Source organism: Rhodococcus sp. DMF-1 (assembly GCF_021441945.1).
In the GTDB taxonomy this organism is placed as follows: Bacteria; Actinomycetota; Actinomycetes; order Mycobacteriales; family Mycobacteriaceae; genus Rhodococcus; species Rhodococcus ruber.
The window spans coordinates 2,501,352-2,525,686 of record NZ_CP090442.1; the positions used below are offsets into that span (position 1 = coordinate 2,501,352).

25 protein-coding genes and 2 riboswitches are annotated in these 24,335 nt (G+C 70.0%); of the genes, 12 read left to right on the top strand and 13 right to left on the bottom strand.

Annotation, left to right across the window (positions count from 1 at the left end; genetic code table 11):
• Positions 1-23: 23 nt before the first annotated feature.
• Positions 24-338, bottom strand: a complete 315-nt coding sequence (locus LZP97_RS11565) for a DMT family transporter (RefSeq protein WP_010594824.1) — start codon at positions 336-338, stop codon at positions 24-26.
• A 10-nt stretch (positions 339-348) separates the two neighbouring features.
• Positions 349-415, bottom strand: a riboswitch (guanidine-III (ykkC-III) riboswitch).
• Positions 416-536: 121 nt separating this feature from the next.
• On the opposite strand from LZP97_RS11565, the gene LZP97_RS11570 reads away from it, so the two are divergent.
• From LZP97_RS11570 to LZP97_RS11590, 5 genes are read left to right on the top strand one after another with little or no spacing between them, the layout of a single operon-like run.
• On the top strand, positions 537-875 hold the full coding sequence (locus LZP97_RS11570) for a hypothetical protein (RefSeq protein ID WP_010594825.1): 339 nt from the start codon (positions 537-539) through the stop codon (positions 873-875).
• Positions 876-880: 5 nt separating this feature from the next.
• Positions 881-1,894 carry a C40 family peptidase gene (locus LZP97_RS11575; RefSeq protein ID WP_040272521.1) on the top strand — a complete coding sequence of 338 codons (1,014 nt, stop codon included), beginning with the start codon at positions 881-883 and terminating at the stop codon, positions 1,892-1,894.
• Positions 1,895-1,934: 40 nt separating this feature from the next.
• The gene (locus tag LZP97_RS11580; RefSeq protein ID WP_010594828.1) at positions 1,935-2,267 is read left to right on the top strand and encodes a hypothetical protein; all 333 of its coding nucleotides are present in this window, start codon (positions 1,935-1,937) and stop codon (positions 2,265-2,267) included.
• Between the two features lie 5 nt (positions 2,268-2,272).
• Entirely contained in the window at positions 2,273-2,578 is a 306-nt protein-coding gene (locus LZP97_RS11585) for a YbaB/EbfC family nucleoid-associated protein (RefSeq protein ID WP_010594829.1), read from the top strand.
• A 60-nt stretch (positions 2,579-2,638) separates the two neighbouring features.
• Entirely contained in the window at positions 2,639-3,871 is a 1,233-nt protein-coding gene (locus LZP97_RS11590) for a hypothetical protein (RefSeq protein ID WP_010594830.1), read from the top strand.
• On the opposite strand, the gene LZP97_RS11595 is transcribed toward LZP97_RS11590, so the two are convergent.
• From LZP97_RS11595 to LZP97_RS11615, 5 genes are all read right to left on the bottom strand, one after another.
• Complete coding sequence (locus LZP97_RS11595) at positions 3,804-5,192, bottom strand: NAD(P)/FAD-dependent oxidoreductase (protein ID WP_040272515.1); 1,389 nt, start codon at positions 5,190-5,192, stop codon at positions 3,804-3,806. The two genes, LZP97_RS11590 and LZP97_RS11595, sit on opposite strands and share 68 nt — an antisense overlap.
• Positions 5,193-5,274: 82 nt before the next feature.
• Positions 5,275-7,365, bottom strand: a complete 2,091-nt coding sequence (locus LZP97_RS11600; RefSeq protein ID WP_048770706.1) for an ATP-binding protein — start codon at positions 7,363-7,365, stop codon at positions 5,275-5,277.
• Positions 7,366-7,419: 54 nt separating this feature from the next.
• Positions 7,420-8,517 carry an adenosine deaminase gene (locus LZP97_RS11605; RefSeq protein WP_010594834.1) on the bottom strand — a complete coding sequence of 366 codons (1,098 nt, stop codon included), beginning with the start codon at positions 8,515-8,517 and terminating at the stop codon, positions 7,420-7,422.
• A 17-nt stretch (positions 8,518-8,534) separates the two neighbouring features.
• The gene (locus LZP97_RS11610) at positions 8,535-9,818 is read right to left on the bottom strand and encodes a thymidine phosphorylase (protein ID WP_017679621.1); all 1,284 of its coding nucleotides are present in this window, start codon (positions 9,816-9,818) and stop codon (positions 8,535-8,537) included.
• Positions 9,811-10,233 (bottom strand): cytidine deaminase, encoded by a 423-nt coding sequence (locus tag LZP97_RS11615; protein WP_026137505.1) that lies wholly within the window; start codon positions 10,231-10,233, stop codon positions 9,811-9,813. The genes LZP97_RS11610 and LZP97_RS11615 overlap by 8 nt, the downstream gene beginning before the upstream one ends.
• A 253-nt stretch (positions 10,234-10,486) precedes the next feature.
• Between LZP97_RS11615 and sdhC the strand changes: the two genes are divergently transcribed.
• Genes sdhC through LZP97_RS11635 form a run of 4 tightly spaced genes read left to right on the top strand, consistent with a single transcriptional unit; the run spans position 10,487 to position 13,876 of the window.
• Complete coding sequence (sdhC, locus tag LZP97_RS11620; RefSeq protein ID WP_072786530.1) at positions 10,487-10,891, top strand: succinate dehydrogenase, cytochrome b556 subunit; 405 nt, start codon at positions 10,487-10,489, stop codon at positions 10,889-10,891.
• A gap of 1 nt (position 10,892) precedes the next feature.
• Complete coding sequence (locus LZP97_RS11625) at positions 10,893-11,333, top strand: succinate dehydrogenase hydrophobic membrane anchor subunit (protein ID WP_010594838.1); 441 nt, start codon at positions 10,893-10,895, stop codon at positions 11,331-11,333.
• 15 nt (positions 11,334-11,348) lie between these two features.
• The gene (sdhA, locus tag LZP97_RS11630; RefSeq protein ID WP_003935735.1) at positions 11,349-13,100 is read left to right on the top strand and encodes a succinate dehydrogenase flavoprotein subunit; all 1,752 of its coding nucleotides are present in this window, start codon (positions 11,349-11,351) and stop codon (positions 13,098-13,100) included.
• The gene (locus LZP97_RS11635) at positions 13,100-13,876 is read left to right on the top strand and encodes a succinate dehydrogenase iron-sulfur subunit (RefSeq protein WP_003935736.1); all 777 of its coding nucleotides are present in this window, start codon (positions 13,100-13,102) and stop codon (positions 13,874-13,876) included. The genes sdhA and LZP97_RS11635 overlap by 1 nt, the downstream gene beginning before the upstream one ends.
• 58 nt (positions 13,877-13,934) lie before the next feature.
• On the opposite strand, the gene LZP97_RS11640 is transcribed toward LZP97_RS11635, so the two are convergent.
• Positions 13,935-14,975: an NAD(P)-dependent alcohol dehydrogenase gene (locus LZP97_RS11640; protein WP_010594839.1), complete on the bottom strand. Its 1,041-nt coding sequence runs from the start codon at positions 14,973-14,975 to the stop codon at positions 13,935-13,937.
• A gap of 89 nt (positions 14,976-15,064) precedes the next feature.
• Complete coding sequence (locus LZP97_RS11645; RefSeq protein WP_010594840.1) at positions 15,065-16,072, bottom strand: NADP-dependent oxidoreductase; 1,008 nt, start codon at positions 16,070-16,072, stop codon at positions 15,065-15,067.
• Positions 16,073-16,194: 122 nt separating this feature from the next.
• Between LZP97_RS11645 and LZP97_RS11650 the strand changes: the two genes are divergently transcribed.
• Positions 16,195-16,791, top strand: coding sequence for a TetR/AcrR family transcriptional regulator (locus tag LZP97_RS11650; RefSeq protein WP_048770699.1), 597 nt, complete (start codon positions 16,195-16,197; stop codon positions 16,789-16,791).
• Here LZP97_RS11650 and yhjD read toward each other — a convergent pair.
• The 4 genes from yhjD to LZP97_RS11670 all read right to left on the bottom strand — a co-directional run bounded on the left by yhjD (position 16,736) and on the right by LZP97_RS11670 (position 21,078).
• Entirely contained in the window at positions 16,736-17,800 is a 1,065-nt protein-coding gene (yhjD, locus tag LZP97_RS11655; RefSeq protein WP_048770697.1) for an inner membrane protein YhjD, read from the bottom strand. The genes LZP97_RS11650 and yhjD overlap by 56 nt on opposite strands.
• Positions 17,801-17,858: 58 nt before the next feature.
• Positions 17,859-18,899, bottom strand: coding sequence for a tryptophan--tRNA ligase (gene trpS, locus LZP97_RS11660; protein ID WP_040272418.1), 1,041 nt, complete (start codon positions 18,897-18,899; stop codon positions 17,859-17,861).
• Between the two features lie 72 nt (positions 18,900-18,971).
• Positions 18,972-19,775: an exodeoxyribonuclease III gene (locus tag LZP97_RS11665; protein WP_026137507.1), complete on the bottom strand. Its 804-nt coding sequence runs from the start codon at positions 19,773-19,775 to the stop codon at positions 18,972-18,974.
• A gap of 85 nt (positions 19,776-19,860) precedes the next feature.
• A complete protein-coding gene (locus LZP97_RS11670; RefSeq protein WP_010594845.1) occupies positions 19,861-21,078 on the bottom strand; it encodes an NADP-dependent isocitrate dehydrogenase in 1,218 nt (405 codons plus the stop codon).
• Between the two features lie 266 nt (positions 21,079-21,344).
• Positions 21,345-21,460, top strand: a riboswitch (SAM riboswitch).
• Between the two features lie 86 nt (positions 21,461-21,546).
• Between LZP97_RS11670 and LZP97_RS11675 the strand changes: the two genes are divergently transcribed.
• Together LZP97_RS11675 and metX are read left to right on the top strand one after the other, a co-directional pair.
• Positions 21,547-22,872, top strand: a complete 1,326-nt coding sequence (locus LZP97_RS11675; protein WP_234575025.1) for a bifunctional o-acetylhomoserine/o-acetylserine sulfhydrylase — start codon at positions 21,547-21,549, stop codon at positions 22,870-22,872.
• Between the two features lie 23 nt (positions 22,873-22,895).
• Positions 22,896-23,996, top strand: a complete 1,101-nt coding sequence (metX, locus tag LZP97_RS11680; protein WP_048773452.1) for a homoserine O-acetyltransferase MetX — start codon at positions 22,896-22,898, stop codon at positions 23,994-23,996.
• A 36-nt stretch (positions 23,997-24,032) separates the two neighbouring features.
• Here metX and LZP97_RS11685 read toward each other — a convergent pair whose 3' ends face one another.
• The gene (locus LZP97_RS11685) at positions 24,033-24,335 is read right to left on the bottom strand and encodes a DUF3017 domain-containing protein (protein ID WP_010595525.1); all 303 of its coding nucleotides are present in this window, start codon (positions 24,333-24,335) and stop codon (positions 24,033-24,035) included.

Sequence of the window (24,335 nt, forward strand, 5' to 3'; positions counted from 1 at the left end):
CAGCGGCGGCACCCGCGACCGTGTCAGTGGACGAACTTCAGTCCCACCACGCCGCCGACGATCATGGTCAGGAACAGGATCTTCCATGCCGAGACCGATTCGTTCCCGGTCGCCATCGCGTAGACCACGGTGAGCACCCCGCCGATCCCCACCCACACGGCGTAGGACGTTCCCACCGGCAATCGACGCATCGCATAGGCCAGTCCCGCCATGCTCGCGGTCAGCGCCGTGACGAACACGACCGTCGGAACCAGACGGGTGAAGCCTCGGGATCTGTCCAATGCCGTGGCCCACACCGCTTCCAGCACCCCGGACACCACCAGCACCAACCACGACATCACAGGCTCCCTCGGGCCGTCTTGTCGCACACCGGGTACGGCGCCCCTCGTCCGGGAACCCGGGTTCCGGGCTCGCTTCCAAGGTCCCACAACCCGTGGCGGGGAACAAATCCGGCTCGTCGACGCGGAACCGGGGCACCACCCGCTGCGTCCAACCGGTCGAAGGACGATCCGTTTCACCGAGGGGGAGCAGCCCGAATGGACGCAGGCACCGGCAACCACGACGTGGTACGTGCCCGACCCGAGACGATCGCGGCGTTCGGACGCACCGCTACGGCCATGGCCGAGCGGCTCCACGAAGCCGCCGGCGAGGCACACGCGGTGGATCCGGCGCCACTCACGACGGCATTCGGTCCGGTCGGCGCCGCGTTCCTCGCCGCGTTCGCGGCCACCCACCGCGCCCACGAGACGGAACTGACCCGGCTCGGCGGCACCTTCGCGGCAATGGGTGCGGTCGCCGGTGCCACCGCGGCCGCCTACGAGCACGCCGTCACCGCCCAGTCGGCACTGCTGAAGGCCGCCGGAGCGCCGCGGTGACCGGCATGCCGGAGGTGGATCTGCTCACCGCTCCCCTGGCCGAGCTGCTGTCGGCGTTCGGCACCGGCGCCGTCGCCACCGATCCGGCCGCGGCACTGCGCTCCTGCACGGAACTGGTCGAGGGCGTACACACGGTGGGCCGGGCCGCGCTGGGCGAGCTCGCGTGGGACTGGGCGGGCGCTGCCGCCGAGACCGCCGTCCGCAGCGGCGAACGGGCCCTGGCCGACCTCGTCGCCGCCGCCGACCGCGGGACGGCCATCGCCGACGTCGCGGTGGACGCGACGACGACCGTCGTGACCGGCGCCGCCGAGATCGCCCGGCTGATCGACTCGTTCACGACGCTGGCCGAGCGCTCCGCTCCCCTTGCCGCCCTCCCGCAGGCACAGATGATGCTGCTGGTGGCGGCCGTCGAGCACATCGCAGCGGGACTCGACGTCCTGGCCCGGGTCACCTCGGCGCTGGCGGAGCACACGGCACGGATGGCAGAGCTGATGCCGTCGGATCCTGCCTCGGCCGCACCGCCGGGCCAGGATCCGGCCGTGTCGCCGGGCCAGGATCCGGCCGTGTCGCCGGGCCAGGGTCCGGCCGCGTCGCAGTCCGGCGAGCCGCGGGCCTTCGGCGGCCCCGGAACCGAGGTGCGGCTACCGGACGGCAGCGTGGCCGTCGCACCGAATCGGGCGGCGGCCGATGCGGTGCGTCACGCGCTCTCCCAGCAGGGCACGCCCTACGTGTGGGGTGGGACCGTGCCGGGGCAGGGCCTCGACTGCAGCGGACTGACCCAGTGGGCGTACGGACAGGCCGGAGTACAGATTCCGCGCCTGGCCCAGGATCAGGACGTGGGAACCGCAGTCGATGCGAGCGCGGTGCAACCCGGCGATCTCGCGGTGTGGGACGGGCACGTCGCGATGATCGTCGGAAACGGCCTCATGGTCGAGGCGGGTGACCCGGTGCAAGTGTCGCCGATCCGGACCACGAACAGCGGGATGGGATTCCAGGGATTCTTCCGGCCCACCGGGTGACACGGGAACCGATCGGTGCGGGTGCGCGTCCAAGTCCGGTATGGACACCCCGGAGACGACCATCACGACGGCGACCGCCCGGAACCGGGCCGGCACCATCTCGGTGCGCACCACCGAACAGGGCCTGCCCGTCGACCTTCACATCGATCAGAGCGAACTACGCTACGGCACAGCACAACTGGCCGAGCAGATCGTGTCGCTGTGCCGACTCACGACACTCGAGGCCGCCGCGCGGCACCGAGAGGAACTGGCGGACGGAGGCATGCCGGAAGGACTGCTGAACCGGCTGGGCCTGACCACCCACGATGCCGTGCAGCGGGCGCGCCGCGACGACGGGCACGCGGCCGGAACTCGTGCGGCGCTCCGGTGGTGAGCGCGATGTCGGCGAGCGACCAGCGCGTGACGGAGATCGTGGAGAGTGTGCGCACGAGGCTCGGGGCCCTGCAGGACTGCGTGGCCGCGCTCGGCGTGGTCTCGGGCACTGCGACGAGTCCGGACGGTCTCGTGCGGGCCGAGGTGGACGGCAACGGCGCCCTGACCGGACTGTGGCTCGCCGAGACGTTGCGCGGGCACCGCACCCGGGACGTGGCGGCATCGATCCTGGCCACGGCGCACGAGGCCGCACGGGTCGCCGCCGCCGAACGGGCCCGTCTGCTCGGGGATCTCCGTGGCGCGCTCGGGTGACGGCTGTCTCACCGCCGCTCCGCTATGTCTTCGGCCCGGAGGTGGCTAGGCTTGGCGACCATGGCTGGAGACATCGTCCCGATCGAGCTCGGTCTCACCGACGGCGACGTCGCGACCCTCTGGGCGCCGCGGTGGCGCGAGGGCGACGACGAATGGGAGGCGTTCCTGGGCCACGGTGACGATCTGTATGCGTTCGGCGCGGTGGCCGAGCTCGTTGCGTTCGTCCGCTCCGGCGCCGACAACGACCTCGTCGAGCATCCGGCCTGGCCGGTCGTGTCGAAACTCGCGGCGGAGGAGTTCGAGCCGGACGAGAGCCATTCGTACGACCTGATCGGCGTGCCGGAACTCGTGGCGGACGACGCGGATCCGGAGTCCGTCGCCGAACTGCAGAACACGTTCGACATCGCGTCCGTCCTCGGCGACGTGTGCGAACTCGAGCCGGTGACGAAGTTCTTCGAGCGCGCCGAGATCGAGGCGCTGCTGAGCCACGGAGTCGCGGCGTTCGAGGGCCGCGAGGGCGTGGAACTGTGGAATCGGGTCGGCGCGGCCGTCGCCGAGGACTGGGACGCGGTGCTCGACGCGATCGACGGCGTCGTGAAGTCGCCCGAGGTGGACCCCGAACTCGTCGCCGAAGCCGAGGCGGAACTCGTCGCGGCCGAGGAGAACGTCGTCGAGGCCGAGGACGCGGCCGAGGAGGCGGAGGACGAGGAGTACGAGTTCGTCGACGGGGACGAGGACGAGGAGACGAGCTTCTGGACCGCGGTCGGGATCGACCCGGTCAAGATCATCGCCTCCGACGGCACGTGGTTCACCCTGCGCTGCTACGTCGACGACGATGCGTTGTTCCTCGGCCGGGACGGGACGATCCTGGTGTTCCCCACCGAGCGGGCGCTGGCGCGCTATCTCGCCGACCACCACGACCACGACCTGGCGGCGCTGAGCACCTACGACGACATCCGGCACGCGGCGACGGACGGTTCCCTCGAGATCGACGTGACGGACGAGAACGTGTACGTGCTGCCCGGGATCGCGGACGACATCGAGCACGGCACCGAGGCGGTGGACGCCGATCAGCTGGATCTGGCGGTCGAGCTGTTCACCGACGCCGCGAACTACGCCGAGGACGACAGCACCGACGCCACGCTGGCCGGCTCCACCGAGCTAGGCTGGTTCGTCAACTACGTGCTCGAACCGGATCCGACACGGCTCGCGCCCAGCGCGCCGTTCACCGCGGAGGCAGAGGCGTGGCGGGCTCTCGAGCGGGAGTTCGAGGCCCGGCTGCACAAGCACTGATCGATCGCCGGAGCACCCGGCGCAGTATCGGCGGGGCGACCAGCCGCCCCGGCGGGTCCACCATCGCCGCGACCCGGAAGAATGCGCGGACCACCTCGGCATCCTGCACGGCAGCGGCGTGGACGAGCGGCAGATAGCGGTTGGCCACGCGCACTTTCGCGCCGCGCCGGCCCTGGACCTCCGGCCAGGCTAGGTCACCGCCGGTCGCCATGTCCCAGGGCACGGCGACGACCTTCGCCACGTCCCGGAACCACCGGTGCGGGTCCGGTTCCCGGCCGCGGGCAAGGTGTTCGGCGAGGAGCACGGCTTCGAACGCCGCGACGCTCATGCCCTGCGCGTAGATCGGGTCGAAGCTGCACACCGCGTCGCCGATCACCAGCAGCCCCTGCGGCAGCCGCCGGCACCGTTCGTATCGCAAGCGCCGGCTCGCCGGAAAGTGGTACGACCGGGGTGCGTCGAGCGGCTCGGCGTCCCGGATCGCGTCGTACACGTCCGGCCACGGCAAGGACCGCACGAAGTCCACCCAGCCCTCCGGTGAGGCCGGGGGCCGGTGACCGAGCATGCCGACCGCCGTCACGAGACAGCGACCGTTCTCGATCGTCTGGAGGGCGGCGCCGCGCGGGTCCGGCGGGGACGGCGCGAGCAGAATACCCAGGTCGCCGCCCATGCGTGCCGGATCGGCAGGGTAGGTACGGGTGACGTACGTGAGATCGACGCGGACCTCCTCCCGCTCGGGTGGGGGGTATCCGAGCTGCTCGAGCCACGCCGGGGTTCGCGAACCACGCCCGGTGGCGTCGACGACGAGATCGGCGTCGAGCACTTCCTCGACGCTGCCGTCCGCCCGGCGGAGCACGCGCACGCCGGTGACCCGTCGACCGTCACCGCTCACCATCGCCCCCAGCGCGTCGCACCGGTCGACGATCCGCACTCCGGGCAGTGCGGCGACGCGGGACCGGATCCGATGTTCGAGATTCGGCCGGCTCGCGCTCACCGCCGTCAGGCCGCTCTCCGTCTGCCGGAGGCGGTGGCCGCCGAGATACCAGCGCACGTCGCCGCACTGGTCCACCAGCGGCGCCCCGTCTGCGACGAGCTCCGCGGTGAGGCCGGGCAGCAGATTCTCGATGGCGCGCATCCCGCCGGCCACCAGCACATGGATGTGCCGTCCCTGCGGTACACAGCGCCGCGCCGCGGCACCGTCCGGCAGCCGGTCGTGATCGATCACCACCACATCCGAGTACGCATCCGACAACACCCGTGCGGCAAGCAAACCGGCCGTTCCCGCTCCGAGCACCACGGCACGATCACCGATTCGTGTCACCATTTCCGGCACCTCCTCGTTCGAGTGCGAGAAGCATGCGGCCGGATTGTGCTCGGTCACCAGTCCGTTCGGTGCTCGGTCGTGCTCACTGCCGGCGGCCGTACACCTCCTGGTCCCACAGCCACGACACGATCCGCTCCACACCTGCGGTCAGATGCCTGCGATAGGTGCTGAACGGCAGTCCGAGCGCCGCTGCGGCCGATTCCTGGGTTGCGGCCGGTCGCAGGTACGTCCGATCCACGGCCCGCAGCAGTTTGTCGTCGCGGGGGTGGTCGGCCAGGGTGGCGACCGCGTCGCGGAGCACCTCCTCGAGCAGCGCGACGTCGGGTTCCCCGGAGCCGGTCCGGTCGTGGAGCACTCGAGTTCGCAGCAGCGGATTGCGGGCGAGGAGATCGTGCCGCCGCAGGTCGTGCAGGCCCTGCTTGACCGACTGCGCGAACTCGGGTTGGGAGAGGACGAGCAGCACGGGTGCGCCGGGCGCGGACGGGGACGGACCGCGGGCCAGCGCCCGGTCCGTCACCCGCTCGAGCCAGGCGTCGACCGGGACGCGCCGGAAATCGTGGGCGAACAGACCGAACCGGCGGCCACCGACGACGAAATCGCCGCTGGCGACGCGCGGCAGATCGGCCACGGCGAAGTAGTCGTCCCACCGGTCCGGCTCGGCCAGGGCGAGCACGTCGTAGGCAAGGCCCCGGGTGGTGAGGCATCGCTGGATCGTGAGAATCGGGACTGCGTTGAGCGTCGGCGAGGGGTCCTGGTACTCCTCCCGGTCCACGACGAACCGGGTCTGGGTGACGACCTCGCCCTCGCGCACCGGCGTACATCGCTGTGCGACCCGCCATCCCGCCGCGGCACCCGGGTCGCGGACCCGATCCGCCTCGGCGGCGCGGGTGAGATCCAGCAGCCCGATCACGCCGCGGACGGTCCCGTCCAGGTACCGGAGCACGAAGAAGCCGTCGGGTTGCCGTGCGAGCCACCACTGTGCGTGCCGGGCGGACTCCTCTCCCTCCGCGGTCCCGATCAGCTCGACGACCGCCGCGCGGTCGGCAGCGGTGGCGGGCTCGGGATAGTGTCGGCCCCAGCTCTCCCACTGCACGGGCGACAGCACGCCGGCGAGGTTGCGGAACACGAACTTGAGATCGAAGATCGCCTGCTGTTGCCGCCGGCCGGTCGTCGAGTCGAGCGCCCGATGGATGTGCCGCCACACGAGGCGGAAGACGTCGGCATAGCTGTCGGCGTCCCGCCACCACAGGTCGGCGTCGATGACGTCGCGGGCCAGGTCGTGAGGATGGAGCCCGTCGGCGCCGGTCTCGACGAAGGACAGGCTCCGAAGCCACCGGAACGCGTCGTGCGCACAGTCGTCGTCCGCGCCGAGCGCGTCCCGCAGGAGCGATTCCGTGGTCACGCGGGCGAGTGCGCACACCTCCAGTGCCCGCCGGTGGACCGTGCCGGGTTCCTCGTCGACGAACCGGCGCAGCAGAGTTCCCACCAGGTCGGGGGTCAGCGGATCGGCGTCGGCGCTGCCGCCGCGGAGCACCGCGTCGGCGAGCAGCGACAGCGCCAGGGGGTGGCCGTGGGTCACGCGGCAGAGACGCTCGTGCAGGTCGTCCCGGACCCCGGCGGCGCGCAGGTATTCGACGCTCTCCCGGGGAGCGAGGTTGCGCAGCGACACCACCCGCAGCAGCTCGCCCCAGGCGAGATCCGAGCGCCACTGCGGCGACGGTGGATCCCGCCCCGCGATCACGGTCACCGCGTCGTCCGGGAACCGCGGCAGCAGATTCCGGCGGATCCAGCCGTCGATCGGTGCGAGTGCCTCGTACGTGTCGATCACCGTCACGAGGCGTTGCCCGGACGCGGTGGCGATTCGGTCCGCGCCCACGTCGAGGTGCTTCTCCAACGCGGCGAGGACGGCGGCCGGATGGGGGACGAGGTCCCGCCCGTCGAGACGCACGAGAGCCGACCCGGCCCCCGCGGCGAGATCGGCGACCTCGTCGAGCAGGCTGGTCTTGCCGATCCCTCCGGGTCCGTACAGGTACAGCACCGAGAACGGGGACCGGGGTGCGTCGAGGGCGGCACGTACCAGCTCGAGTTCGGCCGCACGCCCGACGAACCGGCGGCGTCGGCGCGCGGCGAGCACGTCGCCGAGAGTTGCCGAGGGCGGGACGCGGTCCCTCATACCTCGACCCTACGAGGTGAGGTCCGCCGACGGTACTGTCCGCCGCGGGTACTGTCAGCCGATCAGGACGGCGTAGCCGGGCTTGATCACGTCGTCGATGATCTCGAGCCGCTGATCGAACGGCAGGAACGCGGACTTCATCGCGTTGATCGTGAACCGCTCGAGGTCGGACCAGCCGTACCCGAACGTCTCGACCAGCCGCATCATCTCCTTGCTCATCGTCGTGTCGCTCATCAGCCGGTTGTCGGTGTTGACGGTGACGCGGAACCGCAGGCGTGCCAGCAGGTCGAACGGATGCTGTTCCAGGGTGTCGACGGCGCCGGTCTGCACGTTCGAACTCGGGCACAGCTCGAGCGGAATCCGCTTGTCGCGCACGTAGTTCGCCAGCAGACCGAGAGTGGCGGTGCCGTCCTCGGCGACGGTGATGTCGTCGACGATGCGCACACCGTGACCGAGGCGGTCGGTGCCGCAGAACGCGATGGCCTCGTGGATGGACGGCAGTCCGAATGCTTCCCCCGCGTGGATCGTGAAGTGCGCGCTGGCGGCGCGCATGTACTCGAAGGCATCGAGATGCCGGCTCGGTGGGTAGCCGGCCTCGGCACCGGCGATGTCGAACCCGACGACGCCGCGGTCGCGGAACCGCACCGCGAGTTCGGCGATCTCACGGGACCGGGCGGCGTGCCGCATCGCGGTGAGCAGCAGCCGCACCCGGATGGGCTGGGCACCGGAGGCCTCCACCGCGGACTCCCCCGATCGGAAGCCCTCGAGCACGTGCTCGACCACGGAGTCCAGGTCGAGTCCCCGCTCGAGATGCTGTTCGGGGGCGAAGCGGACCTCGGCGTAGACGACGCCGTCGGCGGCGAGGTCGAGCACGCATTCGCGGGCGACCCGCTCGAGGCCGTCCGGGGTCTGCATGACGGCCACCGTGTGCGCGAACGTTTCGAGGTAACGCTCGAGCGAGCCGCTGTCGGCCGAGTCCCGGAACCAGCGCGCCAGTTCGGGTTCCGTGCCGGCCGGCAGCCGGTAGCCGCAGGCCTCGGCCAGTTCGAGCACGGTTCCCGGCCGCAGACCGCCGTCCAGGTGGTCGTGCAGAAGTACTTTCGGCGCGGTCCGCAGCGCGGGTTCGGTCAGTGTCGTCGCCGGCTCCGTCATGCCCCGACGGTAGTCGGCTAGGCGGTGATCCGCTCGACGACGAGCGGTCGTGTCGCCGGCGCGGAATCGGCGATGTGCACGCCCTCGCCGAGGGTCGCCATCGCGGCGGGGAACTTCACCGGGGTGTCGGTGTGCAGGGTGGCGATCGTGTCCCCGGCGCGGACCCGGTCCCCCGGCTTCGCGTGCAGCTCGATCCCCGCCGCAGCCTGCACGGGTTCGCCCTGCCGTTCCCGGCCGGCGCCGAGTCGCCATGCGGCCACGCCCACCGCCATCGCGTCGAGTTCGGCCAGCACGCCGTCGCCGGGTGCGCGCAGTTCCTCGGTGTACCGGGCCGCGGGCAGCGGCGCGTCGGGGTCACCGCCCTGCGCGGCGATCATCGCGCGCCACCGGTCCATGGCGGTGCCGTCGCGCAGCCGGTCCGCGGGGTCGACGTCGTCGCGACCGACGGCGGCGAGCATCTCGCGGGCGAGGGCGAGGGTCAGCTCGACCACGTCCGACGGGCCGCCGCCGGCGAGCACCTCGACGGCCTCGCGCACCTCGAGGGCATTGCCGGCGGTGCGCCCGAGCGGGACGTCCATCCGGGTGAGGAGCGCGGTGGTGTGCAGCCCCTCGTCCTCGCCCAGCTCGACCATGGTGCGGGCGAGCTCGCGGGCGTCGCCCAGGTTCTTCATGAACGCCCCGGAGCCGACCTTGACGTCGAGGACGAGGGCGCCGGTGCCTTCGGCGATCTTCTTGCTCATGATCGAGCTGGCGATCAGGGGGATGGACTCGACCGTGCCTGTGACGTCGCGCAGGGCATAGAGGCGGCGGTCGGCCGGGGCGAGATCGGCGCCGGCCGCGCAGACGACTGCACCCACCGCCGGGTCGGCGAGGATTTCGGCGATCTCGGCGGTGCTCAGTTCCGCCCGCCAGCCGGGAATCGCCTCGAGCTTGTCGAGGGTGCCGCCGGTGTGGCCGAGTCCGCGGCCGGAGAGCTGGGGTACTGCGACGCCGCAGGCAGCGACGAGCGGAGCCAGCGGAAGGGTGATCTTGTCGCCTACGCCGCCGGTGGAGTGCTTGTCGACGGTGGGCAGGCCCAGTCCGGTGAAGTCGAGACGCCGGCCCGAGTCGATCATGGCGGTGGTCCAGCGGGCGGTCTCGGCGCGCGTCATGCCCCGGAAGTAGACCGCCATCGCGAGGGCCGCCATCTGCTCGTCGGCGACGACACCACGGGTGAACGCCTCGATGATCCAGTCGATCTCGGCGCCGCCGAGTTCCTTGCCGTCCCGTTTGCGGGTGATGATCGACAGGGCGTCAGGCACGATCGGTCCCTCCCGCCTCGCGCACCGCGTCCAGGTCACCGGGCCCGAACGCGTCCGGCAGCAGTTCGGAGAGGGGCCGCGGACCGCGACGCGTGTCGACCTCGAGTTCGGGACCGCCGTGTTCGGCGAGGATCTGCCGGCAGCGCCCGCACGGGCTCAGGACGGCCCCACGCGCGTCGCAGACGGCGACGGCGCGCAACCGCCCGCCACCACCGGAGATCAAGTTACCGACCAGTACACATTCGGCACACAGGCCCACTCCGTGTGAGACATTTTCCACATTGCATCCGACGACGATCCGTCCGTCGTCCACGAGCGCCGCAGCCCCCACCGGGAAACGGGAGTAGGGTGCGTACGCGCGGCCCATCACCTCATGTGCTTTGGCGCGCAAGGTTTTCCAGTCTACGTCCGGCATGGTTGCCCATCCTGTCACGGTGGCCGATTCCACGGTCCACCGCCCCGCCCGGGCCAGATCACAGTTGGAAAGGCATACCTAACTTGTTATTTGGCGGCCGTACGAACCGCCACGCGAATTAGTTCCCGACTTTCGGATAGGACTAAAGTCGGTCGAAGTCGGTTCAGGTTCACGTCGAGCCCGTGCTGCGGAATCCCCCAGAGGCTGGAGAGGCTCGACGCGTCCACCATTGACGTTGGAGGCACAGCACTCGATGAGCAGCACGACTGAAGCCGCTCCCGCACCGGGGCGCACACGGTCGCTTTACCGGGGAGACCCGGGCATGTGGTCCTGGGTTCTGCACCGGATCACAGGCGTGGCGACATTCTTCTTCCTTTTCGTCCACGTCCTGGACACGGCACTCGTCCGGGTGAATCCCGAGACCTACGACAGTGTCATCGAGACCTACAAGAATCCCGTCGTCGGTCTCATGGAGCTCGGGTTGGTGGCGATGGTGCTCTACCACGCCCTCAACGGCCTGCGCGTGATGCTCGTGGACTTCTGGTCCAAGGGCCCGCAGTACCAGCGGGTGATGCTCTGGACGGTCCTGGCGATCTGGTTCGTGGTGATGATCCCGGCCGCCGGTCGCATCTTCTACAACATGTTTGCGGGGCACTGAGATGACTGAAGCCAAGACTCTCGGCACGGCGTACGACCGCCCGGCCAGCCTCGACAATCCGCGCTCCCCGCGCCGCGCCGCGAAGAACAACTTCGAGCTCTACGCCTGGTTGTTCATGCGCCTGTCCGGTCTCGCCCTGATCATCCTGGTGCTCGGCCACCTGTTCATCATGCTGATGCTGGACGAGGGCGTGCACCGCATCAACTTCGCATTCGTCGCCGGACGCTGGTCCAGCCCGTTCTGGCAGTTCTGGGACCTGTCGATGCTCTGGCTCGCGCAGCTCCACGGCGGCAACGGCCTGCGCACCGTCATCGCGGACTACTCCCGCAAGGACTCGACCCGATTCTGGCTCAACACGATCCTGGTCGTGTCGATGATCCTGATCATGGGCCTGGGCACCTATGTGATCTTCACCTTCGACCCCAACATCGTTGCGAGCTAGGGGAGCTACGACTTCATGCAGGAACATCGTTATGACGTGGTCATCGTCGGTGCCGGCGGCGCCGGCATGCGTGCGGCCATCGAGGCCGGTCCCCGCGCCCGCACCGCAGTTCTGACCAAGCTCTACCCGACCCGCAGCCACACCGGCGCCGCGCAGGGCGGCATGTGCGCCGCCCTCGCGAACGTCGAGGAGGACAACTGGGAGTGGCACACCTTCGACACCGTCAAGGGTGGCGACTACCTCGTCGACCAGGACGCTGCGGAGATCATGGCCAAGGAGGCCATCGACGCGGTGCTCGACCTCGAGAAGATGGGTCTGCCGTTCAACCGCACCCCCGAGGGCAAGATCGACCAGCGCCGGTTCGGTGGCCACACCCGTGACCACGGCAAGGCCCCGGTACGGCGCGCCTGCTACGCGGCCGACCGCACCGGTCACATGATCCTGCAGACGCTCTACCAGAACTGCGTCAAGCACGACGTGGAGTTCTTCAACGAGTTCTACGCCCTCGACATCTCGCTGACGCAGACCCCCGAGGGTCCCGTCGCCACCGGCGTCATCGCCTACGAGCTCGCCACCGGCGAGATCCACATCTTCCACGCGAAGTCGATCGTGTTCGCCACCGGCGGCTCGGGCCGGATGTACAAGACGACGTCCAACGCGCACACCCTCACCGGTGACGGCATGGGCATCATCTTCCGCAAGGGCCTGCCGCTCGAGGACATGGAGTTCCACCAGTTCCACCCGACGGGACTCGCGGGCCTGGGCATCCTGATCTCCGAGGCCGTGCGCGGCGAGGGCGGCATCCTCCGCAACGCCGACGGCGAGCGCTTCATGGAGCGCTACGCCCCCACCATCAAGGACCTCGCGCCCCGCGACATCGTCGCCCGCTCGATGGTGCTCGAGGTGCTCGAGGGCCGCGGCGCCGGCCCGAACAAGGACTACGTCTACATCGACGTGACGCACCTCGGTGAGGACGTCCTCGAGGAGAAGCTCCCGGACATCACCGAGTTCGCCCGCACCTACCTCGGCGTCGACCCCGTCACCGAGCTCGTGCCGGTGTACCCGACCTGCCACTACGTGATGGGCGGCATCCCCACCAAGATCAACGGTGAGGTGCTGCGCAACAACGAGGACGAGGTCCCGGGCCTGTACGCCGCGGGCGAGTGCGCCTGCGTCTCCGTCCACGGCGCCAACCGTCTCGGCACCAACTCGCTGCTCGACATCAACGTGTTCGGCCGTCGCGCCGGCATCGCCGCGGCCGAGTACGCCAACACCCACGACCACGTGGACCTGCCGGAGGACCCGGCCCGCAACGTCGTGGAGTGGCTCGAGCGGATCCTGGGCGCGGGCGGCAAGGAGCGCGTGGCGGACATCCGCAGCGAGCTGCAGCAGTCCATGGACAACAACGCCTCGGTGTTCCGCACCGAGGAGACGCTCACCAAGGCGCTCGAGGACATCCACGCGCTGAAGGAGCGGTACAAGAACATCACCGTCCAGGACAAGGGCAAGCGCTACAACAGCGACCTGCTCGAGGCCGTCGAGCTGGGCTTCCTGCTCGAGATGGCCGAGGTCACCGTCGCCGGTGCGCTCAACCGGAAGGAATCGCGCGGCGGTCACGCCCGCGAGGACTTCCCGAAGCGCGACGACGAGAAGTTCCTCAAGCACACCATGGCCTACAAGGAGGGGACGGAGCTGATCTCCCCCATCCGCCTGGACTACAAGCCGGTGGTGCAGACCCGCTACGAGCCGATGGAGCGGAAGTACTGATGACAACCCTCGAGAAGAACGAAGCCGACGTCTCGAACCTGCCACCCGTGCCCGAGGGCGCCACGATGGTCACCCTCAAGATCGCGCGGTTCAACCCCGAGGACGGCAAGGGTCAGCACTGGGACAGCTTCCAGGTTCCGGCGCTGCCGTCGGACCGCATGCTCAACCTGCTGCTCTACGTGAAGGGCTACCTCGACGGCACCCTCACGTTCCGCCGCAGCTGCGCGCACGGGGTGTGCGGCTCGGACGCCATGCGGATCAACGGCGTCAACCGCCTGGCCTGCAAGATCCTGATGAAGGACATGCTGCCCAAGGACGGCAAGCCGGTGACCATCACCGTCGAGCCGATCCGCGGCCTGCCGGTCGAGAAGGACCTCGTCGTCGACATGGAGCCCTTCTTCGACGCGTTCCGCGCCGTGAAGCCGTTCCTCATCGCCACGGGCAACGAGCCCACCCGCGAGCGGATCCAGTCGCAGGCCGACCGTGCCCGGTTCGACGACACCACCAAGTGCATCCTGTGCGCGTGCTGCACCACCTCGTGCCCGGTGTACTGGAACGACGGCAGCTACTTCGGTCCCGCCGCCATCGTCAACGCGCACCGGTTCATCTTCGACAGCCGTGACGAGGGCGCCGCCGAGCGTCTCGACATCCTCAACGACGTCGAGGGCGTGTGGCGCTGCCGCACCACCTTCAACTGCACCGACGCGTGCCCGCGCGGCATCCAGGTGACGAAGGCGATCCAGGAGGTCAAGCGCGCGCTGCTGTTCGCTCGCTGATCCCCGTACCCGACGAAGGCTCCGCACTCGATCCGAGTGCGGAGCCTTCGTCGTCGTGTCAGCCCGGGACGACCACCCCGCGGCCGCGGATGCTGCCCTCGCGTAGCCGCCGGTAGGCCGTGGGTCCCTCGTCGAGGGTGAACGTCTCGGTGTGGATGTCGAGCCGGCCGGCACGGGCCAGGTCCACGACGTCCATCAGCTCGGACCGCGTGCCCCAGTACGGCGTCACGACGGACGCGCCGAACGGGATCATGAAGAAGCCGACCTTGGCGTGGGCGCCGGCATGGATGCCGACCACCGAGATGTGCCCGTCGATCGCGACCACCTGCTGCGCCGTGTCGATCGTCGACTGGGCGCCGACGAAGTCGAACACCGCCGTCGCGCCCTCACCGCCGGTCAGCTCCCGGATCGCGTCCGCCGCCCCGGCGCCCGACTTCACCGCTGCGTCGGCGCCGACCTCGCGGGCGAGCGCGAGTCGGTCGTCGTCGAGATCGACGGCGATCACGCGGGCCGCGCTGACGGCGCGCAGGATCTGGATGCCGACGTGCCCGAGTCCGCCGACCCCGATGACGACCGCGGTCGAGCCGGGTCCCAGCAGGGGCAGGACCCGCGAGATCGCGTGGTACGGCGTCAGGCCCGCGTCGGTGAGCGGAACCGCCGCGACGGGGTCGAGGTCCCCGATCGGGACGAGGTGGCGCGCCGAGTCGACGATCATGTACTCGGCCATCGACCCGGGCGAGCCGAGACCGGGCGGGGTGATGCCCAGCTCGGCGGCGCGGGTGCAGTAGTTCTCCCGGCCGCGCGCGCACGCGTGGCACGCACCGCACCCCCACGGTCCGTACACGGCGACGGCGTCCCCCGTCTCGAATCCGGTGACGCCGGCGCCGAGTTCGGCGACGGTGCCGACGCCCTCGTGGCCGAGGGTGAGGGGAAGACCGTAGATGTACTGCTCTGCCGGCATGTCCATCACGAAGATGTCCGAGTGGCACAAGCCGGCCGCGGTGACCTTCAGCAGGATCTCACCCGGCCCGGGCGCCGGGGTGGGGACGTCGACGACGACCGGCTCGGAGCCGATCTCAGTGTACTGGAGGGCTTTCATGCGCCCGACTCTACGGCCGGGAAGGTGCGCCCGCCCGGCACTGGAGCGAATCTTCCGCTGCACGACGCCGGCCGTTCCGGCTCCGGACGTCAGGCGGTTCGGACGAGCATCTTGCCGACGTTGCGCCCGCGCATGAGGTCGAGGAAGGCATCGACCGAGTTGCCGATGCCGTCGACGATCGTCTCGTCGAACACCACGTCGCCGGCCGCGAGCCACGGCCCCATCTTCGCCGCGAACTCGGGGAAGACGTGGGTGTAGTGGCCGAGGGTGAAGCCCTGCAGGGTCAGGCCGCGGGTGATGATGTTGGCCATGTTGTCCGGGCCCGCCGTGCGTTCGGTGTTGTTGTACAAGGCGATCGCGCCGCACAGGGCGGCCCGGCCGCCGTCGCGCAGGACGTCGAGGGCCGCCTCGAGATGGTCGCCCCCGACATTGTCGAAGTACACGTCGATCCCGTCGGGCGCGGCCCGGCGCAGCTGACGCCGCACGGGCGCCGACTTGTAGTCGAACGCGTCGTCGTAGCCGTAGCGCTCGGTGAGCATCGCGACCTTGCTCTCGGAGCCGGCGGAGCCGAGCACCCGGCTCGCTCCCTCGAGCCGGGCGATCTGTCCGGCGGCGGTGCCCACCGCTCCGGCGGCCCCGGAGACGAAGACGGTGTCCCCCGGCTGCATGCGGGCGATGTGCATCAGACCGACGTAGGCGGTCAGCCCCGTCAGGCCGAGGATGCCGAGGTAGGCGGAGTTCGGGACCCCCGGCAGCTCGTCGACCACGCGGAAGGCGGCAGCGTCGCCCTGCGCGACGTCGCGCCAGCCCAGATCGTGCAGTACGACCGAGTCGACGGGGTGGGCCGGCGACGTCGACTCCACGACGCGGCCGACGGCGCCGCCGGTCATGGTCTCCCCCAGGGCGAACGGCGGGATGTAGGACTTCACGTCGTTCATCCGTCCCCGCATGTAGGGGTCCACCGAGACGAACTCGTTGACGACGCGGACCTGGTTCGGGCCGAGGTCGGGCAGGTCGGCCGTCACGGTGCGGAAGTCGTCGTGCGACGGCCAGCCGACGGGGCGCCGGACCAGCTGGATCTGGGTGCTAGAGGTCACCGGGTGTGAACCTTCCTCACGTATCGAGCCGCCGGGACAGTCCCGGCGGCTCCGGAGTATTGAACTGACCTTTCCAATATATACTGGACCGGTCATTGCACAACGGAGGATCGGAAGGACGCATGGGACGGCCACCGGGGTTCGACGCCACCGATGTCGTGGAAAGAGCGCGGGATTTGTTCTGGGACAAGGGTTTCGAAGCCACGTCCGTCCCCGAGCTCGAGCGGGCGACCGGCCTGAACAGGTCGAGTCTCTACAACGCCTTCAGCAGCAAGCGCGGGTTGTTCGACGCCGCCGTGCGGGACTACCTCGACCGCGTCGTGCGTCCCCGGCTGCGCGTCCTCACCGACGAACCCGTCGCCGCCGATGCGGCGGCACGCTACTTCCGGGCGCTGGCCCGCACCGTCGCGGCCCTGCCGGACGACTCGCCGCGCCGCGGCTGCCTGCTGCTCAACAGCGCCGCGGGCCTCGCCGCGCACGACGAGGCGCAACGTGCGGTCGTCGCCGCCTACCGCACCGAGCTGGCGACCGCGTTCGGGCACGCGCTGCGCGCCCTCGATCCCGCCGCCGACGACGAGACGCTGGCCCACCGGGTACGGGTGCTGGCGTCGCTGTCGCTGAGCACGCTGCTGCTCGCCCGCATCGACCGCGACGAGGCGGTCGCTACCGCCGAAACCGCGCTCGCACAGCTCGACGAATGGCGCGCGAGCGCTCGCTGAGCAGGACCCCGCCGACCGCACCGGCACCGACGAGCGCCAGACCGCCGCGCAGGCCGGGACCCTCGTGCACCTCCACCCGCGGCGTGATCCGAGCCAGCTCCGGGGGCGGCACGTGGGCCAGGACCAGATTCTCCTTGGACGACGCCGCCCACGCCGTGGCGAACAGCACCATCCGGGCGGTCAGGTTCGCGAACACCAGCACGCCGAGGATCGGGCCGAACGCCACCCCGGCGGGACCGCTGGTGACCCGGGAGAGGTAGATCGAGCCGACCTGCTTGAACACCTCGAACGCCACGGCGGCGAGCAGGCCGGCCCGCATCGCGCTGCGGAAGGTGACGGGCTCCCGGGGCAGCCGGGCGATCACCCAGGTGAACAGCAACCACGTCGCGCACACGGCGAGGGCGATCGTCGTCACCGTCAGCGCCACCCCGATGCCGGGCACGTTCTCGAGCCGCAGCACCCCGACGAAGAGGTCCATGACGGGTCCGCTGCTCGCGGCCGACAGGGCCAGCGACGCCACGATGGCGAGTCCCAGGCCGAGGAGGGTCAGTGCGTCGTTGACCTTGGTGCGCACGAACCCGTCCTTGACATGCGGATGGTCCCACATCGCCGTGAGCGCGTCCCGCAGGTTGGTGATCCAGCCGATCCCCGCGTACGCGGCGGTGAGCAGGCCCACGGTTCCCACCGCGCTGCGGGACGCGATCGCGGAGTCCACCAGGCCCTGCACCGTCGCGCCGAGCTCGCCGGGGATGTTCTGGGCGATCGCGGTCTGCAGCTGCTCGAGGGTCTCGGGCCGGCCCGCGAGCACGAAACCGGCCACCGAGAACGACAGCATCAGGATGGGAATCAGGGACAGCACACTGAAGTACGTGATTCCCGCGGCGTAGTAGTCGCCCTTCTGCTCCTGGTACCGCAGGCCGGCCCGTACCAGGTGGTCGAGCGACGGATGCGCCGCTCGTTGCCGCTCGAGAAACCCCGGTTTCGACGGTTCGGTGGAATCGTCGGCCATCGGTGGGCAGCTCCTTCCGCGTTCCGCCGCCCCGGGCTGTGTGCGGGGCACGCCCCGGCTACTTGCGGGGCAGGAATCCCACCCTGTCATAGACCTGCCCGAGTGTCCGGGAAGCCACCTCGCGGGCCTGATCGGCACCGGTCGACAGGATGCGCAGCAGCTCCGCCTCGTCGGCGAGGTACTCGTCGACCTTCGCCTGCAGCGGCACGACGAACTCGGTGAGCACCTCCGCGGTGTCGGCCTTGAGATCGCCGTACCCCCTGCCCGCGTAGCCGGCGACGAGTTCGTCGACCGGCCGGCCGGACAGCGCGGCCTGAATGGTGAGCAGGTTGCTCACGCCGGGCTTGTTCTCGGGGTCGAAGCGGATCTCGCGCTCGTTGTCCGTCACCGCCGACTTGATCTTCTTGGCCGACACCTTCGGATCGTCGAGCAGGTTGATCAGGCCGGCCGGGGTGGCCGCGGACTTGCTCATCTTCGCCGTGGGGTTCTGCAGGTCGTAGATCTTGGCGGTGCCCTTGATGATCTGCGGCTCGGGAACGACGAACGTCTTGCCGAACCGGGTGTTGAACCGCTGCGCGAGGTCACGGGTCAGCTCGAGGTGCTGACGCTGATCCTCCCCCACCGGCACGCGCTGCGGCCGGTACAGCAGGATGTCGGACGCCATCAGCACGGGGTAGGTGAACAGACCGACGCTGGCGTGCTCGGTGCCCTCCTTGGCGGACTTGTCCTTGAACTGCGTCATCCGGCTCGCCTCACCGAAGCCGGTGATGCAGCTCAGCACCCACGCCAGCTCGGCGTGCTCGGGTACCTGGCTCTGGACGAACAGCACCGACCGGTCCGGATCGATGCCGACGGCGAGCAGCTGAGCGGCCGCGCGCAGAGTGCGCCGTCGCAGCCCCTTCGGATCCTGCGGCACGGTGATCGCGTGCAGATCGGGGATGAAGTAGTAGGCGTCGAATTCGTCCTGCAACGGAACCCACTGCTGCAGCGCGCCGAGGAAGTTCCCGAGATGGAACGAATCGGAGGTCGGCTGGATACCCGACAGCACCCGCGGCCGGGCGGTCGGCGTGGTGGTGTTCTGTTCTGCAGTGCTCGCCATGGTTGTCGATACTTTCACGTGCGTGGAGAGCCGCTCCCGGGAGGTCGGCTCCGATCGCGGGGTCCGCCCGGGTCAGCGGAACTGCACGGTGACCGGGGCGTGGTCCGACCAGCGCTCGGCATAGGTGGCGGCCCGCTCGACGCGGGCCTCCTTCGCCCGGGCGGCCAGCCCGGCCGTTGCGAGGTGGTAGTCGATCCGCCAGCCGGCGTCGGTGTCGAACGCCTTCCCGCGGTAGGACCACCACGAATACGGGCCGTCGACGTCCGGGTGCAGGGCGCGCACCACGTCGACCCAGCGGCCGTCGGCGAGGAGGGCATCGAGCCAGGCGCGCTCGCCGGGCAGGAACCCGGACTTCTTCACGTTGCCCTTCCAGTTCTTGATGTCACGCTCGGTGTGGGCGATGTTCCAGTCCCCGCACACCACCATGTGCCGGGCCGCGGCCTCGGCCTCGGCGGCGCGGTGGTTCAGGTGCGCCGCGAACGACGCCATGAACCGCTCCTTCTCCTCCTGCTTCGGGGTGCCGGCCTCCCCGGTGGGGAGGTACAGACTGCCGACGGTCAGATCGCCGAAGTCCGCCTCGACGTACCGTCCGGAGGCGGCGAACTCGTCCTCGTCGAACCCGACGCGCGAGGAGTCGGCGGGGCGCCGGGACAGGATCGCCACCCCGGCACGGCCCTTGGCCTCCGATTCGGCCGACACGACGTACCACCCGGCATCGAGGGCCGGCGCGATCGCCGCGTGGAACTGCTGCTCGGTGGCGCGCACCTCCTGCAGGCACACGATGTCGGCGGGCTCGGTGGCCAGCCAGGCGAGCAGGCCCTTGCCGGCGGCGGCACGGACACCGTTGACGTTGACGGTGGAGACGACATGAGGCACGCCGGTCACCGTAGCGGACGGTCCCGACCCGGAACGACGACGGGACGCCCCCGGCAGGGGCGTCCCGTCGTGTGCGGTCCGTGCGTCAGGCGCGGGCCTTCTGGAGGTTCTCGTCGAGCGCGGCGAGGAACTCCTCGGTGGTCAGCCAAGCCTGCTCGGGCCCGATGAGCAGGGCGAGGTCCTTGGTCATCTGGCCGGCCTCGACGGTCTTGATGACGACGTCCTCGAGCTGCTGGGCGAACTCGATCACCTCGGGGGTGTTGTCGAGCTTGCCGCGGTGCTCGAGACCACGGGTCCAGGCGAAGATCGACGCGATCGGGTTCGTCGACGTCGGCTTGCCGGCCTGGTGCTGCCGGAAGTGCCGGGTGACGGTTCCGTGCGCGGCCTCGGCCTCGACGGTCCTGCCGTCCGGGGTCATGAGCACGGAGGTCATCAGGCCCAGCGAACCGTAGCCCTGCGCGACGGTGTCCGACTGGACGTCACCGTCGTAGTTCTTGCAGGCCCAGACGTAGCCGCCCTCCCACTTGAGCGAGGAAGCGACCATGTCGTCGATGAGACGGTGCTCGTAGGTGAGTCCGGCGGCGTCGAACTCCGCCTTGAACTCCTCCTCGTAGATCCGCTGGAACTCGTCCTTGAACATGCCGTCGTAGGCCTTGAGGATCGTGTTCTTGGTCGAGAGGTAGACCGGGTAGTTCTGCTGCAGGCCGTAGGACAGCGAGGCCCGCGCAAAGTCCTGGATGGACTTCTTGTAGTTGTACATCCCCATGACGACGCCGCCGTCCTCGGGAATCCGGCACACCTCGTGCTGGATCGGCTCGGAGCCGTCCTCCGGCGTGAAAGTGATGGTGACGGTGCCCGGGCGGTCGACCTTGAAGTCGGTGGCGCGGTACTGGTCGCCGAAGGCGTGACGGCCGACGATGACCGGCTTGGTCCAGCCCGGCACCAGGCGCGGCACGTTCGAGATGATGATCGGGGCACGGAAGATGGTGCCGCCCAGGATGTTACGGATCGTGCCGTTGGGCGAGCGCCACATCTTCTTCAGGCCGAACTCCTCGACCCGGGCCTCGTCGGGAGTGATGGTCGCGCACTTGACGCCGACGCCGTGCTTCTTGATGGCGTTGGCCGCATCGACGGTGACCTGGTCGTCGGTCGCATCGCGGTGCTCGATGCCGAGGTCGTAGTACTCGAGATTCACATCCAGGTAGGGATGGATCAGCTTGTCTTTGATGAACTGCCAGATGATGCGGGTCATCTCGTCGCCGTCGAGTTCGACGACCGTTCCTTCAACCTTGATCTTGGACATGTGCGCTTCGCGTCCTCCTAGGAAGTGTCCCTGGTCCCAAGTCGATCCCACTTTGTGGGTGCGATCGTGGTCGGCTCAATGAACCATTTATGGCGTGCTCACACGTGCGGAACACGGTCCAAACAAGACGAGCGTACTGCTATCGCCCCGGTCCGCCAAGCGCACCCCCGGCTACCCGCGGGTAACTTTCACCTGCTCAGGCGCCCTCTCCCGGCAGGCACGGGTCGCCTACCGAAGCGTCCGTCCGAGCCGCTAGACTCGCGCCAGGTCATGAGTACCAGCGTGAAGCCCCGGCTTGCTGGTCGGCAACCCTCCGGCCAGGGTGGGGTGCTCCGGGTGATGACCCGGTCGTCCGGCGACACGCCGCACGACAAGCCGGTCCGATGGAGGTATTCGTCATGAGGGTTGTGATCATGAGCTGTCGTCACTAGCCGCCCCGACCTCCCGACCACGGCCAGTAAGGACATCATGACCGACAGCGAGAACACCCGGCGCGAAGACGGCTGGAGCTTCGAGACCAAGCAGATCCACGCAGGACAGCCCGCCGGCGGCGACACCCGCGCCCGCGCCCTGCCGATCTACCAGACCACCAGCTACACCTTCGACAACACCGACCACGCCGCCGCCCTGTTCGGCCTGACCGAACCCGGCAACATCTACACCCGCATCATGAACCCCACCCAGGACGCGGTCGAACAACGCATCGCCGCCCTCGAGGGCGGCGTCGCCGCCCTGCTCCTCGCCTCCGGCCAGGCCGCCGAGACCTACGCCATCCTCAACCTCGCCGCCGCCGGCGACCACCTCGTCGCCAGCCCCTACCTCTACGGCGGCACCTACAACCTGCTGCACTACACCCTGCCCCGCCTCGGCATCGAGGTCACCTTCGTCGACGACCCCGACGACCTCGACCAGTGGCGCGCCGCCGTCCGCCCCACCACCCGCGCCTTCTACGGCGAAACCATCGCCAACCCCAAAAACCACCTCCTCGACATCCCCGGCGTCGCCGCCGTCGCCCACGAGCACGCCCTGCCGCTGATCGTCGACAACACCGTCGCCACCCCCTACCTGATCCGCCCCCTCGAGCACGGCGCCGACATCGTCGTGCACTCGGCCACCAAATACCTCGGCGGCCACGGCACCGCCATCGCCGGGGTCATCGTCGACGGCGGCACCTTCGACTGGACCGCCGCCGGACCCGACGGCACCGCCCGCCACCCCCAGTTCACCACCCCCGACCCCAGCTACCACGGCGTGGTCTACGCCGACCTCGGCGCCCCCGCCTACGCCCTCAAGGCCCGCGTGCAACTGCTGCGCGACCTCGGCGCCGCGGTCTCCCCGTTCAACGCCTTCCTCATCGCCCAGGGCCTCGAGACCCTGAGCCTGCGCATGGAACGCCACGTCGCCAACGCCGGCAGGGTCGCCGACTTCCTCGCCCGCCGCCCCGAGGTCACCGCCGTCGCCTACGCCGGCCTCGACTCCTCCCCCTGGTACGAGCGCGGCCGGGCTCTGGCCCCGCGCGGGACCGGCGCGATCGTCACCTTCGAACTCGCCGGCGGCGTCGACGCCGGCAAGAAGTTCGTGAACGCGCTGACCCTGCACAGCCACGTCGCCAACATCGGCGACGTGCGCTCGCTGGTCATCCACCCCGCCTCGACCACCCACTCCCAGCTCACCGCCGCCGAACAACTCGCCGCCGGCGTCACCCCCGGCCAGGTCCGCCTCGCCGTCGGCATCGAACACATCGACGACATCCTCGCCGACCTCACCACCGGCCTCGAGGCGGTCGCGTCTTGACGGCGCGCGTCGACCGGCGCCACGTGGAACTGCCGCCGGAGGACGGCCGTCTCGGGACCGTCGACATCGGGCCGCTGACGCTCGAGTCCGGCGCCACCCTGCCCGACGTGACGGTGGCGGTGCAGCGATGGGGCCGGCTGTCGCCGTCACGCGACAACGTCGTCCTCGTCGAACACGCCCTCACCGGGGACTCGCACGTGACCGGGCCGGCCGGACCCGAACACCCGTCGCCCGGCTGGTGGACCGGGATGGTCGGTCCGGGCGCGCCGATCGACACCGACACGTGGTGCGTTGTGGCGACGAACGTGCTGGGCGGCTGCCGCGGCACCACCGGACCGGGTTCGCCCGCCCCGGACGGCAAGGCGTGGGGCTCCCGGTTCCCCGGCATCACGGTGCGCGACCAGGTCGCCGCCGAGGTCGCGCTCGCCGATGCGCTCGGCATCGACAGGTTGGCGGCCGTGACCGGCGGGTCGATGGGCGGCATGCGGACGCTCGAGTGGATCATCGGGTATCCGGAACGGGTGCAGGCGGCCCTCGTCCTTGCCGTCGGGGCCCGCGCCACCGCCGACCAGATCGGCACCCAGACCACGCAGATCGCCGCCATCACCGCCGACCCGGACTGGCAGGGCGGGGACTACTACGGAACCGGACGTGTGCCGCGGACCGGGCTGGGCATCGCACGGCGGATCGCGCACCTGACCTACCGGACCGAGGGCGAACTCGACACCCGCTTCGCGAACTCCCCCCAGGGAAGCGAAAACCCCTGGAACGGAGGGCGATACGCGGTACAGAGCTACCTGGAGCACCAGGCCGACAAACTCGTCGCGCGGTTCGACCCCGGTACGTACGTCGCGCTCACCCAGGCCATGAATCGGCACGACGTCGGACACGGGCGGGGCGGTTTGGCCGCGGCACTCGGCTCCACCCCGGTACCGACGATCGTCGCCGGTGTGGATTCCGACCGCCTGTATCCGCTGCGCCTGCAACAGGAGATCGCCGACGGCCTGCCGGGCTGCGACGGGCTGCGCGTCCTCGAGTCCCGGGACGGTCACGACGGTTTCCTCACCGAGGCCGGCGCCGTCGCCAAACTCCTGACCGAGCTCGTCACCCTCGCACGAGGCTGAGGGCCGCGCGCCGCCGGGCCGCCGCGGCCCGGCGGCTCATCCGGTGCCGAGCGGATCGATCGAGACCGCCAGCGCGATGACGAGTCCGCCCACGACGAGGAGCGCGGACACGTCGAAGGCCCGGCTGCGCACGGCGAGCACCCCGACCTCGTCCTCGGGGACCCACAGGCGCAGCAGACCGGCGAGCAGGGTGGCGCTGCCGAAGACGAACGCGCCACGACGCCACCGGTCCGCCACCACGAGGATCACCGCCGCAGCGATGACGACCGTCACCGCCAGCAGCGGTAGGTTCCGCCGGGCCAGCCGCAACCAGCGCTCCGCGCCGGCCAGGTGCACCAC

Bases quoted from the DNA above. Each gene is read 5' to 3' on its own strand.
- LZP97_RS11565 (WP_010594824.1), bottom strand. From the start codon at position 338: ATGTCGTGGTTGGTGCTGGTGGTGTCCGGGGTGCTGGAAGCGGTGTGG.
- LZP97_RS11570 (WP_010594825.1), top strand. From the start codon at position 537: ATGGACGCAGGCACCGGCAACCACGACGTGGTACGTGCCCGACCCGAG.
- LZP97_RS11575 (WP_040272521.1), top strand. From the start codon at position 881: ATGCCGGAGGTGGATCTGCTCACCGCTCCCCTGGCCGAGCTGCTGTCG.
- LZP97_RS11580 (WP_010594828.1), top strand. From the start codon at position 1,935: ATGGACACCCCGGAGACGACCATCACGACGGCGACCGCCCGGAACCGG.
- LZP97_RS11585 (WP_010594829.1), top strand. From the start codon at position 2,273: ATGTCGGCGAGCGACCAGCGCGTGACGGAGATCGTGGAGAGTGTGCGC.
- LZP97_RS11590 (WP_010594830.1), top strand. From the start codon at position 2,639: ATGGCTGGAGACATCGTCCCGATCGAGCTCGGTCTCACCGACGGCGAC.
- LZP97_RS11595 (WP_040272515.1), bottom strand. From the start codon at position 5,192: ATGGTGACACGAATCGGTGATCGTGCCGTGGTGCTCGGAGCGGGAACG.
- LZP97_RS11600 (WP_048770706.1), bottom strand. From the start codon at position 7,365: ATGAGGGACCGCGTCCCGCCCTCGGCAACTCTCGGCGACGTGCTCGCC.
- LZP97_RS11605 (WP_010594834.1), bottom strand. From the start codon at position 8,517: ATGACGGAGCCGGCGACGACACTGACCGAACCCGCGCTGCGGACCGCG.
- LZP97_RS11615 (WP_026137505.1), bottom strand. From the start codon at position 10,233: ATGCCGGACGTAGACTGGAAAACCTTGCGCGCCAAAGCACATGAGGTG.
- sdhC (WP_072786530.1), top strand. From the start codon at position 10,487: ATGAGCAGCACGACTGAAGCCGCTCCCGCACCGGGGCGCACACGGTCG.
- LZP97_RS11625 (WP_010594838.1), top strand. From the start codon at position 10,893: ATGACTGAAGCCAAGACTCTCGGCACGGCGTACGACCGCCCGGCCAGC.
- sdhA (WP_003935735.1), top strand. From the start codon at position 11,349: ATGCAGGAACATCGTTATGACGTGGTCATCGTCGGTGCCGGCGGCGCC.
- LZP97_RS11635 (WP_003935736.1), top strand. From the start codon at position 13,100: ATGACAACCCTCGAGAAGAACGAAGCCGACGTCTCGAACCTGCCACCC.
- LZP97_RS11640 (WP_010594839.1), bottom strand. From the start codon at position 14,975: ATGAAAGCCCTCCAGTACACTGAGATCGGCTCCGAGCCGGTCGTCGTC.
- LZP97_RS11650 (WP_048770699.1), top strand. From the start codon at position 16,195: ATGGGACGGCCACCGGGGTTCGACGCCACCGATGTCGTGGAAAGAGCG.
- yhjD (WP_048770697.1), bottom strand. From the start codon at position 17,800: ATGGCCGACGATTCCACCGAACCGTCGAAACCGGGGTTTCTCGAGCGG.
- trpS (WP_040272418.1), bottom strand. From the start codon at position 18,899: ATGGCGAGCACTGCAGAACAGAACACCACCACGCCGACCGCCCGGCCG.
- LZP97_RS11670 (WP_010594845.1), bottom strand. From the start codon at position 21,078: ATGTCCAAGATCAAGGTTGAAGGAACGGTCGTCGAACTCGACGGCGAC.
- LZP97_RS11675 (WP_234575025.1), top strand. From the start codon at position 21,547: ATGACCGACAGCGAGAACACCCGGCGCGAAGACGGCTGGAGCTTCGAG.